Source organism: Zobellella endophytica, assembly GCF_003012775.1.
GTDB classification, from domain to species: Bacteria; Pseudomonadota; Gammaproteobacteria; order Enterobacterales; family Aeromonadaceae; genus Oceanimonas; species Oceanimonas endophytica.
The window spans coordinates 37,005-49,903 of sequence record NZ_PXYG01000012.1; the positions used below are offsets into that span (position 1 = coordinate 37,005).

The following is a 12,899-nucleotide window of genomic DNA, read 5'->3' on the forward strand; positions in this document are numbered from 1 at the left end:
GCGAAGGCGGAGATCCACGAAGCATGGCACTGGACTCCCGCCTTCGGGAGTGACAACGGGGCCGAGGGAGGACTCGGGATCAGCAGTCTCGCAAGGACTGCTGATCGCTTCGAGCCTACGCCGAGGCCTCGTCCACCAGATAGAGGATGGACTCGTAGTTGATGCCGCTGTGGTGGCTGAGGCCCAGCTCGCAGGTGCGGCTGTTGCTCACCCCCCGGGTGCAGCCGGCGGGCACCTGGGCGCGCAGCGGCTTCAGGGCCGAGGCGTTGAGCTCGGGGGTGGTGAAGCCCTTGTCGCCGGCGAAGCCGCAGCACTCGATATGCTCCGGCACCACCACCCGGGCGGCGCAGCGTTTGGCCAGTTCCAGCATCTTGTCGGCCAGCCCCAGGTGCCGGCTGCTGCAGGTGATGTGCAGCAAGACCGTCTCCTGCACCGGCTTCAGTTCGAGCCGGTCCAGCGCCTGCTCCAGGATAAACTGCACCGGCTCGAAGATGGTCAGCGGCAGCCCGGCCTGCTCCCGGCTGCGCTTGGCACAGGGGCTGGTGTCCATCAGCACCGGCCAGCGGCCCTGCTCCGACGCCTGCCACAAGTGCTCTTCCAGTTCGGCGGCCTTGCCGTCGGCCAGCGCCAACATGCCCTTGCTCTGCCAGGGCTGGCCGCAGCACAGGCTGTTCAGTTCGGCGGGCAGTATGACGTCGAAGCCGGCCCGCTCCAGCACCGCCTGGGTAACCTCGGTCAGCGGGCGACCGTCTTTGGCGCCCGGCGATTGGCCCAGGGTGCGGCTGGCGCAGGAAGGGAAGTAGACCACCCTGGGCCGGCCCGGATGCGGACCGCTGGCGCTGGGACGGTGCCGGTTGGCGGCCGGGGTTTCCGGCAGCCACAGGGGTACCTTGTTCTTGCTGGCCTTGCGCAGCCCCCGGTTGAGCTTACCCAAGGCCCGTTCGCCCAGCAGCCGGCGGCCGAGGGCGGCCGAGTTCAGGCCCATGCCCACCAGGCGGGTGGTGGCGGAAAAATGATCCGCGGTCCAGCGGGCGATGGGCTCGAATTTGCGGTAGCGCGCGGTGCGCAGCTGTCGCACCAGATCGCCGGTGTTGATGCCCACCGGGCAGCGCTGGGCACACAGGCCGGTGGCGGCGCAGGTGTCCACCCCCTGGTACTGGAACACCTGCTCGAGGCCGTCCTCGACCGCTTCGCCCTTGGCGGACCGGCGCTGCAGCTCGCGGAACAGCACGATGCGCTGGCGCGGGGTCAGGCTGAGATCCCGGGACGGGCACACCACCTCGCAGAAGCCGCACTCGATGCACTTGTCGACGATGTCGTCGGCGGCGGGCAGGGGCTTGAGATCCTTGAGGTGGGCCTGGTGGTCGTCGTTGAGAATGACCCCGGGGTTGAGGATGCCGTCCGGATCGAACAGCGCCTTGATCCGCTGCATCAGGGCATAGCCGTCCTGGCCCCATTCCAGCTCCACATAGGGCGCCATATTGCGGCCGGTGCCGTGCTCGGCCTTGAGCGAGCCCTGGTATTCCACCGCCACCAGCTGGGCCACGGCGTCCATAAAGCCGCCGTAGCGGTCCAGCTCGGATGGCGAGTCGAATCCCTGGGTGAACACGAAGTGCAGGTTGCCGGCCAGGGCGTGGCCGAAGATGATGGCTTCCGAGTAGCCGAAGCGGTCGAACAGCTCGGTGAGCCTGCGCACCGCCGGCGCCAGTTGTTCCACGGGGAACGCCACGTCCTCGATGATCACCGTGGTGCCGGTTTCGCGCACCGCGCCCACCGCCGGGAACATGCCCTTGCGCATGGCCCAGAGGGTGGCGCAGCTGGTTTTGTCCTGGGTAAAGGGCACCTCGTTGCGGCGTTCGAAGCCGGCCACCGCCGCCATCGCCTGCTCGCACCTGGCCAGCAGCCCGGCCTCGTCGGCGCCGTGCACTTCCACCAGCAGGGCGGCGGCTTCCAGATCCAGCTCGCGGATAAAGCCGGGCATGCCCGCCTTGTCGGCGATGGATTTCAGCGCCCGGCCGTCCATCAGCTCCACCGCCGCCACTTCGGTGCCGGCCAGGGTGGTCACCGCCCGGCAGGTGGTCTCGATCTCCGGGTACACCAGCAGGCAGGAGGCCTTGAAGGGGTGATCCGGCACGGTGTTATAACTGACCTCGGCCATAAAGCCGAGGGTGCCTTCGGAGCCGATCATCAGATGGGCCAGGATGTCGAAGGGATCTTCAAAGTCGATCAGGGCGTTCAGGCTGTAGCCGGTGGTGTTCTTCAGCCGGTATTTGTGGCGGATGCGCTCGCTCAGCTCCCGGTTGGCCTTCACCTCCTCGCTCAGCCGTTGGAGGCCGGCCAGCAGTTCGGGCTTCTGCTCGGTGAAGCGGGCCCGGCTCTGTGGGTCCCGGGTGTCGAGCCGGGTACCGTCCGCCAGCACCAGGCTGAGGCCGTGCAGGGTCTGGTAGGAATTCTGGGCGGTGCCGCAGCACATGCCGGAGGCGTTGTTGGCGGCGATGCCGCCGATCTTGCAGCTGTTGATGGACGCCGGATCCGGCCCTATCTTGCGCCCGAAGGGGGCCAGGTAGCGGTTGGCGTCGGCGCCGATCACTCCGGGTTGCAGGGCGATCTGCCGGCCGTTCTCAATAATTTTGTGCTTGCGCCAGTCGTCGGTGAGGGTGATCAGCACCGAGTCGGACACCGCCTGGCCCGACAGGCTGGTGCCGGCGGCGCGGAAGGTGCAGTGGATGCGGTGCTGGCGGCACAGTTGGAGTACCCGCACCACTTCGTCGGTGCTTGCCAGGCGCAGCACCATCCTGGGGACCAGCCGGTAGAAGCTGGCGTCGGTGCCGTAGGCCAGGCACAGGGACGGATCCTGGATGATGCGCCCGGCGGGCAGAAAGCCGGCCAGCGCCTCGGCCAGTTGTTGGTAACGGGGTTCCATCAGGCATCCTCCAGGATCAGCACCAGCAGCTCCTTGGGCCCTTGGGCGCCATAGGCCAGGGTTTGTTGGGGTATGAGCGCGGTCATTATGCGTCCTCCAGGAACAGCACCAGCAGTTCCTTGGGCCCGTGGGCGCCGTAGGCCAGGGTCTGCTGGATATCGGCGGTCTTGGACGGGCCGGACACCAGCAGCAGGTTGGTGGGCATGCCGCTGTTCCAGCCCTGGGCGGCCATCATGGCCGGCAGGTTGGGGTGCAGGGTGGAGGCCTTGAGGATGGCGATATGGCGCGGCGGCACCAGCGACAGGGTGCGCGGCTCGGCCGGGCCCGGCCACAGCACCAGGGTGCCGGTGGCGGCGATGGCGCCGTGGCAGCCGGTGATGCCCGCGTCTACCCGGTTGAACAGCTCGTCCTTCCAGGCTTCCAGGGGGCGGTCGAACAGTAGCTGTTCGGCGCCGGCCAGGGCCTGGCTTATTTCCCGGAAGAAGTCGCCGCCGGTGCCGGTGGCGACGCGCTGGAGACCGGCCTGTTCCACATGATGTTTCAGGGTGGCGATCAGTTCGGCCCGGGGCAGGCGGCGCACCTCGGCGTGGTTCTGCTCCAGCAGTTCGGTCAGGCGGGCCAGCATTTCCGCCTGCTCGCTCTGGTTCCAGATGGGATAGTCCGGGTCGTTCACCGGCAGCGGCCGGGCCTGGGCCTGGCGCAGCCGGTCGAGAATGGCGTGACGGGCGTTCGACATTACTTGTTCCTCTCGGCCATAAGCTCGCGCAGGGTCCTGGCGGCGGGTTGGGGGGCGGTGCGGCAGCGGGTCCAGGGGCCCAGTTTCTTCGGCATCAGGCCGCGCAGCCTCGTTGCGCACCAGGTCAGCATACGGTACAGGGCCGGGCGGCTGGTGACCAGGCCGAAGCTGCGCCAGATCAAGGCTTCGGTGCGGCTGGCCGCCGCCTTCTGGCCGCGCAGGGGCGGCACGCCGGGGCGCGGGTCCTGCTTGGCCTCGTGGCGCAGCCGCTGCAGCAGCTCGGGGATGGGAATGCGCACCGGGCACACCTCGCCGCAGGCGCCGCACAGGCTGGAGGCGGTGGGCAGATCCTTGGTGGCTTCCAGCCCCATCAGGTGGGGCGAGATGATCTTGCCGATGGGGCCCGGATAGACGGTGCCGTAGGCGTGGCCGCCGATGCGGGTGTACACCGGGCAGTGGTTCATGCAGGCGCCGCAGCGGATGCACTGCAGGGTCTTGCGCATTTCCTCGTCCACGAAGGCCTGGCTGCGGCCGTTGTCGAGCAGCACCAGGTGCACTTCCCTGGGGCCGTCCAACTCATCGTCCTTGCGCGGGCCGCTGATCATATTGAAATAGGTGGTGATGGTCTGGCCGGTGGCGGAGCGGGTGAGGGCGCTGAACAGCGGCGGCACGTCGGCCAGGAACTCCACCACTTTCTCGATGCCGGTGATGGCGATATGCACCTCGGGCACCGTGGTGCACATGCGGCCGTTGCCTTCGTTTTCCACCAGGCAGAGGGTGCCGGTTTCGGCCACCGCGAAGTTGACGCCGGACACCCCGATGTGGGCCTCGCGGAATTTTTCGCGCAGCACATTGCGGCCGGTCTGGATCAGGGTATCCACGTCCAGGGTATGCTGGAAGCCGGGCACGTGTTCGGCGAACAGGTCCGCCACCTGCCGCTTGTTCTTGTGGATGGCGGGCATGATGATGTGGGACGGGGTCTCGTTGCCGAGCTGGACGATATATTCGCCCATGTCGCTTTCCAGGCAGCGGATGCCTTCTTTTTCCATCTGGTGGTTGAGCTCGATTTCCTCGCTCACCATGGACTTGCCCTTCACCGCCAGGGTGCCGCCGTGGGACCGGATGATGTCGGCGAAGAGGGCGTTGGCCTGCTCGGCGTTTTCGGCCCAGTGCACCCGGATGCCGTTGGCGGTGCAGTTGGCTTCCAGTTGCTCCAGCAGCTCGGGCAGCTTGCTCAGGCAGCGCTGGCGGATGGCCTCGGCCCGGTCGCGGATGGCCTTTTCCTCGTCGGCGTCGGCGAAGGCAGACTTGCGCTTGTCGCGCAGGTAGTCCATGGCGCCGCGGAAGTTGGCGCGCAGCTCCGGGTTGGCCAGGGCTGCCTCGGCCTGGGGATGGAACAGTTGTGGTTTATTGTGCATGAGGTCCCTCCAGCCGACCGAGCAGGAAACTGGCCAGGTGAATGCCCTTCATCTCTTTCTTCTGGTATTCGAAGGCGCCGTTGATATTGAGCAGGCAGCCCCAGTCGGCGCTGATGAGCTGGGCGGCACCGGTGTCGTTCAGGTGCTGGGTCTTGTCCTGCACCATGGCTTCGCTGATGGCCGGGTGGCGCACCGAGAAGGTGCCGCCGAAGCCGCAGCATTCGCTCTCGTAGGCCTGCTCGCGCAGCTCCACCCGGTCCAGCTGGCCCAGCAGTTGGCGGGCGGTGACGTGCACCTTCATCTCCCGGCGGGCGGCGCAGGAGGTATGCAGCACCACCGAGGTGGCCGGGCCCTGGTCGCTGAGCCGGATGCGGCAGACCTGCACCAGGAATTCGGTCAGTTCGAATACCCGATCACAGAATTGATTGACCCGTTGTTCGTGTTCGCTGCCGGCGAACAGCCGGCGGTAGTGGTGGTGCATCATGCCGCCGCAGGAGCCCGACAGCACCACCACCGGCCAGGGCTCGGGGAACAGTGCCATCTGGCTCAGGGCCGTGGTCCTGGCGTCGTCTTCGTAGCCGGAGGAGTAGGCGGGCTGGCCGCAGCAGCTCTGTTTGGGCACGTAGATGACTTCGACCCCGGCCAGCTCCAGCAGGCGGATGGCATCCAGCCCGCTCTGGGGCGAGAACATGTCCACCAGGCAGGTGGCGTAGATATACACCTTTTCTGGTTTGGCCGGGTAGATACGGATAGCGGACGACATAGACATTTACCTTCAGTTTTTAACAGAATTTGACAGCCCGGGAGTGGTCGACCAAAGGGCCGACTCCGCCGACACGCTGTTGGACTTGCTCTCGCCCTTTCAGCCTGCTGCGAACATTCACTGGATGTTCGGTCAGGCTGAAAGGGCTCGTCATGGCGAGCAAGCTCGCCCCTGTACGCTCGGACACGCCTTCCCTGGCGTGTCACGGTCGGCTGAGCCGGTCCCTTTGTTCTCCTTCCGGCCTTTGAGTGGCCTGCATGGGCCCGGAAGTCTGTCAGCCACCTGTATTGCTTCATCTTTTTATGCAGGGAGCCGGGTTTGTCCCGGCTCGGTCTGTCAGGATAACTTCAACAAGGGATCCGAGATGCCCAGGCCATAGATGGCGATCATGCCGATGATGCCGATGGCCACCAGGTAGTAGAGGGTGGGCAGGGCGGTCTTGCGCAGCGTGGTGCCTTCCCGGCCCAGCAGGCCGACGGTGGCCGAGGCCGCCACCACGTTGTGGATGGCGATCATGTTGCCGGCGGCGGCGCCCACCGCCTGCAGCGCCACCACCATGGCGGTGGAGATGCCCAGGGTCTGGGCCACCTCGAATTGGAACTGGGAGAACATCATGTTGGACACGGTATTCGAGCCGGCGATAAAGGCGCCCAGGGCACCGATGACGCCGCTGATGGCGGGGAATAAGTCGCCCACCAGGTCGGCGGCCACCTTGGCGGCCATCACCGGCATACTGGCGATGTCGGCACCGTTGACCCCGGAGTTGATGAACAGGCGTACCATGGGCACGGTGAACATCAGCACGAAGCCGGCGCCGATCAGGGTTTTTGACGACTCATGGATGGCTGGGCCGAAGGCCTTGAGCGAACGGGTCTGGGTCAGCACCGCCACCAGGGAGACGAACACCAGGATGCCGCCGGGCAGGTACAGGGGCTGGATGCCGGCGCTGATGCCCGCCTCGCCTAGGATGTTGCTGAAGGCGATGTTCCAGCCGCTGAGCAGGGCCTTGAAGCTGTCGCTGGTACGGCTCAGCACCAGCAGCACCGGCAGCAGCAGGTAGGGGAACCAGGCCAGTCCCAGGCTGATCGGCTTTTTGGTCAGGTCGTCGGTGTTGATGGTGAGCGAGCCCAGCCATTCTGCCGGCCAGTGTTGTTCTTCCGGGAAGTCGAAGTGGCTCTTGGGCACCAGGAAGCCTTTGCGGGCGGCGGTGACCACCAGGGCCAGGCCGACCAGTCCGCCGACCAGGGAGGGGAACTCGGGGCCGAGCAGCACGCCGGTGAGGGCGTAGGGCAGGGTGAAGGCCAGCCCGGCGAAGATGGCGAACGGCAGGATTTCCAGGCCTTCCTTCCAGCTCTTGTTCTTGCCGAAGAAGCGGGTCAGCATCATGCACATGAACAGCGGCATCAGGATGCCAACGATGGCATGGGTGATGGCCACGTTGCTGGTCACGGTCTGCAGGTAGGCCTCCCAGCCCGAGCCGCCGGCGATGAGGGTGTTGTTGATGGCGCCGTTATCCAGGCCGGTGGTCACGCCGACGATGATGGGGGTGCCCACGGCGCCGAAGGAAACCGGGGTGCTCTGGATCATCATGCCCATCAGCACCGCCGCCAGGGCCGGAAAGCCCAGCGCCACCATCAGCGGGGCGGCCACGGCGGCGGGGGTGCCGAAACCGGAGGCGCCCTCGATAAAGCAGCCGAAGCACCAGGCGACGATGATAGCCTGGATGCGGCGGTCGGGAGAAATGGCGGTGAAACCGTTGCGGATGGTGGTAATGGCGCCGGTATGCTTTAAGGTGTTGAGCAGCAGTATGGCGCCGAAGATGATCCACAGCAGCGAGAGCGAAATGACAAAGCCTTGCAGGCTGGAGGCGATCACCCGGGTGGCGCTCATGTCCCAGGCCCAGAGGGCGATCACCACGGTGAGCACAAAGGCCAGTGGCATGGCACGCTTGGCCGGCCATTGCAGGCCCACCAGCAGGATGGCGGCGAGCACGATGGGCGAAAACGCCAGTAGTGCCAGTAGGGTATCATTCAGCATAGTTGGTCACTTCCATTGTTTTATTGGGGTCATCACAGACCGTTTTTACTGTAGGGTATTAATTGCAAGCTTGGTGTTAAGCGGATGTGACTTTAATTCCTTACTTTTTGTAGATATATAGATTTAATGAAACTCATTGTTTCCAAAACTGGATAAATAATGCCGAGAACCGATGATCTCATCCTGTTTGCCCAGGTGATCGAGCTGGGCTCCTTCAGCAAGGCGGCGGAAGCCAGCGGCCTGACCAACTCGGTGGTGAGCAAGCGCATCGCCCGGTTGGAAGAGGAGCTGGGCAGCACCCTGATCCACCGCACCACGCGGCGCCTGACGCTGAGCGAGGCGGGGCAGGTGCTGTACCAGCGGGCGCGGCTGGTGGCCCAGTCGGCCCAGGAGGCATTCGATGCCGTCACCGGCTACAGCCAGGCGCTGCAGGGACACATTCGCATGTCGGTGCCGACCATTTCCGGCGAGTTGGTGCTGGCGGAGGCGGTCGCCGAATTTTGTGAGCTGCATCCGGCTATCTCGGTGGATATGTCGCTGGAGAACCGCTTCGTGGACCTGATTGGCGAGGGCTACGATCTGGTGATCCGCACCGGCCACCTGGACGATTCCAACCTGATCGCCCGCCATATCCTGGACTCGCGCTGGACCATCTGTGCCGCTCCCGCTTATATTAGCCGTCACGGCAAGCCGCAAGTGCCGGAAGACTTGCTCCAACATAACTGCCTTATCTATAGCTATCAGGAAAGCGGTGCCCGCGACTGGCTGTTCACGCGACACGGAGAGGTGTATCCGCTGCGGGTAGGCGGCAATTTTTCCACCGACAACGCCGCCGCCTTGCGCAAGGCGGCCATCGCCGGCTTCGGCCTGGCCTATATGCCGCGCTGCCTGGTCTACCCGGATCTGCAGGCGGGCCGCCTGGTCGAGCTGCTGCCCCGCCAGGTGGGCAAGGTGCTGGGCATTTACGCGGTGTATCCCTACAGCCGCCAGCCGCCACGCAAAATCAAGCTGTTGATCGAGCACATCCGTGCCCGTTACATGGATATCAAGCATTACTTTTGACGAGGTTGTCCCATGATTAAAACCGCCGTGATTGGCTACGGCCAGTCCGCCAGTATTTTCCACCTGCCCTTTATCGACTGCCTGCCGGAGTTCGAGCTGGTGGCCATCTGCAGCTCCAAACCGGAGAAAGTGGCCAAGGACTGGCCCGAGGTGAAGGTGTATACCGATGCGGAGCAGATGCTGGAGGAGTCCGGGGCCCGGCTGGTGGTGATTACCGCCCCCAACGAGGTGCATTACGAGCTGGGCCGCAAGGCGCTCAACCTGGGGCTGCACGTGGTGATGGAAAAACCCATGGTGACCCAGCTGCACCAGGGGGTGGAGCTGATGAAACTGGCGGCGGCCAGGAACCTGTGCCTGATCCCCTTCCACAACCGCCGCTGGGACAGCGACTTCCTGACCATTCGCAAGCTGATTGCCGACAACAAGCTGGGTACCATCCACAGTTTCGAGTCCCACTACGACCGCTTTCGGCCGACCCCGCGCCAGCGCTGGCGCGAGCTGCCCGGTGAAGGGGTGGGCACCTGGTTCGATCTGGGCGCCCACCTGGTGGATCAGGCGCTGGTGCTGTTCGGCAAGCCGCTGGCGGTAACCGGCCGCTGCCTGGCGCTGCGTCCTGGCTCGCCGGTCACCGATTACTTCCATGTGCAGCTGCATTACAGCGACAAGGAGGTGCTGCTGCATTCCAGCCCCTACCATCCGGGGCCGACCCTGCGCTTCAAGCTGCAGGGGGAGCTGGGCTGCTACATCAAGCTCGGTTTCGATCCCCAGGAAGAGCGGCTGCGCGACGGCATAGTGCCGGACTCGCCCTACCTGGCGAAGGAAGCGGAAAGCGATTACGGCACCTTCTATTCCGACGCCGAACCCGAGGTGATCGAGTCGGTGGTGGGCGGTTACCGCTATTTCTACGAAGCCACCGCCAAGGCCATCCGCGGCGAAGGCCCGCTGCCGGTGACGGTGCAGGACGCGCTGGACGGGCTCAACATCATCAACCTGGCGGAAAAAAGCACGGTGGAAGGCCGCACCCTGCCGGTGGGCTCGACCACCTTCTGAATGCCGGCAGGCGTCGTGCCGGACTTTTTTACGGAGCCTGGCTGCAGACTGCCGATATATTCTCGGATTTTTCTGTGGTCACTCCCGAAGGCGGGAGCCCAGTGCAACCCTGGTCATCTCCGCCTTCACGGAGATGACCACGACTAATACCGCAGTGATAAAGGGAAATAAAGCAGGCGATGGACCTTGCCTCAGGCTGCAACGGCGACCCCCGGGGTCGCCGTTTTTATGGGCTCAGCCCAGCAGGATATAGCCGATGATCAGGGCTGCGATAAAGAGGGTTTCCAGCACCACCAGCAGCACCGGCTTCCAGCCCACCGAGAGGATGTCCTTGAGCTGGGTGCGCACGCCGAGGGCGGCGATGGCGGTGAGCAGCAGCCAGGAGGAGCTGCCGGCCAGGGGCTGGCTGACGGCGCTGGGGATCCAGCCCAGGCTGTTGAGCACGAACAGCGCCACGAAGCCGAGCAGGAAGCCGGGAATGGCCACGCCCTTGCCGCCTTCCGCGTCGCCGCGGTGGCGGGCCGCGCGACGGATCACGATGCCGATGGCCATGACGATGGGCACCAGCATGGCCACCCGCAGCAGCTTGACAAAGGTGCTGAGATCGCCCACCTCGCTCGACATGCTGTAGCCGGCGCCCACCACCTGAGCCACGTCGTGGATGGTGGCGCCGATAAAGAGTCCGGACTCCTGGGGGCTGAGCCCCAGGCTGGTGCTGATCATGGGATAGAAGATCATCGCCAGGGTGCTGAGGGTGGTGACGCTGATCACGGTGAACAGGGTGTCGCGCTTGGCCTGATCGTCTTGCTTCAGCACACTGCTGATGGCCATGGCCGCCGAGGCGCCGCAGATGGCCACCGAGCCGCCGGTGAGGGTGCCGAAGGCGGAAGAAAAGCCCAGCAGCCGCGCCATCAGGATGCCGAAGCCGATGGTCAGCAGCACCGCCGAGCACACCATCAGCAGCGGCGACCAGCCCAGGGTGAGCACGTCGCCGAAGGTGATGCGCAGGCCCAGCATGGCCACCCCCAGGCGCAGCAGGGTCTTGGCGGAGAATTCCAGCCCCGCCAGGCAATGCTGCTCCTGGCTCAGGAAATTGAACGCCAGCCCCAGCAGCAGCGCCATCAGCATGGCGGGGGCGCCGTACTGCTGGGACAGGAAGCTGGCGGCGATGCCGATGGTGACCGCCACGCAGACGCCGGGAAAGTAGCGTTTTCTCACCTCTTCGATTCGATGCATCATGTCCATTACCTGATTTTGAGTATCCACGGCCATCACTGTCGTCCTTGTTGGTGGAGGCGCGGCAGGGCGCCACTGTTCCCTTCATGGTAGGAAGCCGGCCCGGCGGGATCTAATGCCTTTTTCTAGCAGGGCGGTTACTTTTCTGCATACAATGCCCGATCGGCGGATGAAGCGGGGGAAAGCATGGAGAGCAAGTGGCTGCACGACTTCGTCGCCCTGGCCGAACAGGGCAATTTTTCCAAGGCGGCGGAGGCGCGCTTCGTGACCCAGCCGGCCTTCAGCCGGCGCATCCGCTCCCTGGAAAACTGGCTGGGAGTGCCGCTGGTGCACCGGGATCGCCATCCGCTGGTGTTGACCGAGGCGGGGGAAATCTTTCTCGAGCAGGCCCGGCAGTGGCTGGCCCAGATCTACGGGCTGCGCGGCCAGTTGCGCCAGACCCTGCACGAACACCAGAGCCTGAGCTTCATGGCCCAGCCCTCGCTGGCGGTGACCTTCTTTCCCGGCTGGATCCACCGGCTGCGCCCCCTGCTGGGAGACAGCCTGATCCGCCTCAATACCGGCCATTACCACGATGCCATCGAGCAGTTCATGGCCGGCTCGGTCGACTTCTTGCTGTGTTTTTCCGGCGGGACCGCCAGCCCGGCGCTGAATCGCCCGGAGGTGGAACGCCTGGTAGTGGGCCGGGACCGGCTGGTGCTGGTGTCGGCGGTGGATGCCGCCGGCGCGCCGCTGCACCCCTTGTCGCCGGAAGTGCCGCTGCGGTTGTTGCTCTATCCCCGGGACTCCTTCCTGGGGGCGCTGATCCAGCGGGAGTGCCTGCCGGCGCTGAGCGAGCAGCCCTGCCGCCCGGTGTGTGAAAACGCGCTGGGCGAGGGGCTGAAGGCATTGGCCCTGCAGGGGGACGGTGCCAGCTTCCTGCCGGCGGGGCTGGTCGGGGAAGAGCTGGCCCAAGGGCGGCTGGTCGAGCTGCCGTTGCTGGTGCAGGTAAGGTTGGATATCGAGCTGTGCCGGCTGGCGCCGCCCCGCTCCGAGCAGGCGGAGCTGTGCTGGCAACGGATCCGGACGCTGGCCGAGGGCTAGCGCGCCCGCAGCGCCGCCAGCAGCCGGTCGGCGGTTTCCTGCAGGCAGTCGGGGGCGGGGTGCACATGGGCATAGGTGCGCAGGCCGTAGATGCCTACCAGCAGCAACCGGGCCAGTTGTTCCGGGGTGGCGTCGTCGCGGGCCTCGCCGGCCTGTTGCGCCGCCGCCAGCATCTGCGCCAGGCGGCACTCCAGATCGTTCAGCAAGGTCCCCAGGCGGGCGGATACTTCCTCGTCCTGTTCGCTCAGCTCCTGCAGCGTCTTGGTCAGCAGGCAGGCCATGGAATCGCAGCTCTGTATTTCCATCACCACCTGATCCAGGTAGCGGCGCAGCCCGGCCAAGGGGGAGACCCCTTCGAAGCTGGCGGCCAGCGCCGCCTGGCGGTCGGCCACATAGTGATCCACCGCCGCCAGCAGCAGCCCCTTCTTGTTGCCGAAGGCGCAGTAGATGCTGCCCGGGTGCAGCCCGGTGGCGGCCACCAGATCCTGCATGGTGGTGGCGGCAAAGCCCTTGTGGCGAAAGGCCTGCATGGCGGACCTCAGTACCTGGTCCCGATCGAAACTTGCTGTACGCATCTTGGTTCTCCCCGTT

At 65.4% G+C, this 12,899-nt stretch carries 10 protein-coding genes; 3 read left to right on the top strand and 7 right to left on the bottom strand.

The features are described 5' to 3' along the window. Nucleotides 1-115: 115 nt before the first annotated feature. The 5 genes from C7H85_RS18500 to C7H85_RS18520 all read right to left on the bottom strand — a co-directional run bounded on the left by C7H85_RS18500 (nucleotide 116) and on the right by C7H85_RS18520 (nucleotide 7,877). A complete protein-coding gene (locus tag C7H85_RS18500; protein ID WP_106731191.1) occupies nucleotides 116-2,923 on the bottom strand; it encodes an FAD-binding and (Fe-S)-binding domain-containing protein in 2,808 nt (935 codons plus the stop codon). Between the two features lie 85 nt (nucleotides 2,924-3,008). After that, complete coding sequence (locus tag C7H85_RS18505; RefSeq protein WP_106731192.1) at nucleotides 3,009-3,659, bottom strand: LutC/YkgG family protein; 651 nt, start codon at nucleotides 3,657-3,659, stop codon at nucleotides 3,009-3,011. Beyond that, the gene (locus C7H85_RS18510) at nucleotides 3,659-5,077 is read right to left on the bottom strand and encodes a LutB/LldF family L-lactate oxidation iron-sulfur protein (RefSeq protein WP_106731193.1); all 1,419 of its coding nucleotides are present in this window, start codon (nucleotides 5,075-5,077) and stop codon (nucleotides 3,659-3,661) included. Before C7H85_RS18510 ends, C7H85_RS18505 begins: the two co-directional genes overlap by 1 nt. Next, nucleotides 5,067-5,840, bottom strand: a complete 774-nt coding sequence (locus C7H85_RS18515; RefSeq protein WP_106731194.1) for a (Fe-S)-binding protein — start codon at nucleotides 5,838-5,840, stop codon at nucleotides 5,067-5,069. Before C7H85_RS18515 ends, C7H85_RS18510 begins: the two co-directional genes overlap by 11 nt. A 336-nt stretch (nucleotides 5,841-6,176) precedes the next feature. Further along, a complete protein-coding gene (locus C7H85_RS18520) occupies nucleotides 6,177-7,877 on the bottom strand; it encodes an L-lactate permease (protein WP_245879721.1) in 1,701 nt (566 codons plus the stop codon). Nucleotides 7,878-8,036: 159 nt separating this feature from the next. On the opposite strand from C7H85_RS18520, the gene C7H85_RS18525 reads away from it, so the two are divergent. Continuing rightward, nucleotides 8,037-8,939, top strand: coding sequence for a LysR family transcriptional regulator (locus C7H85_RS18525; protein WP_168388279.1), 903 nt, complete (start codon nucleotides 8,037-8,039; stop codon nucleotides 8,937-8,939). Between the two features lie 12 nt (nucleotides 8,940-8,951). Next, nucleotides 8,952-9,989: a Gfo/Idh/MocA family oxidoreductase gene (locus tag C7H85_RS18530; protein ID WP_106731196.1), complete on the top strand. Its 1,038-nt coding sequence runs from the start codon at nucleotides 8,952-8,954 to the stop codon at nucleotides 9,987-9,989. Between the two features lie 234 nt (nucleotides 9,990-10,223). Here C7H85_RS18530 and C7H85_RS18535 read toward each other — a convergent pair whose 3' ends face one another. Next, nucleotides 10,224-11,228, bottom strand: coding sequence for a YeiH family protein (locus C7H85_RS18535; RefSeq protein WP_245879722.1), 1,005 nt, complete (start codon nucleotides 11,226-11,228; stop codon nucleotides 10,224-10,226). A 183-nt stretch (nucleotides 11,229-11,411) separates the two neighbouring features. On the opposite strand from C7H85_RS18535, the gene C7H85_RS18540 reads away from it, so the two are divergent. Then, a complete protein-coding gene (locus C7H85_RS18540) occupies nucleotides 11,412-12,308 on the top strand; it encodes a LysR family transcriptional regulator (RefSeq protein WP_106731198.1) in 897 nt (298 codons plus the stop codon). On the opposite strand, the gene C7H85_RS18545 is transcribed toward C7H85_RS18540, so the two are convergent. After that, nucleotides 12,305-12,883, bottom strand: coding sequence for a TetR/AcrR family transcriptional regulator (locus tag C7H85_RS18545; protein WP_106731199.1), 579 nt, complete (start codon nucleotides 12,881-12,883; stop codon nucleotides 12,305-12,307). The genes C7H85_RS18540 and C7H85_RS18545 overlap by 4 nt on opposite strands. Nucleotides 12,884-12,899: the final 16 nt, after the last annotated feature.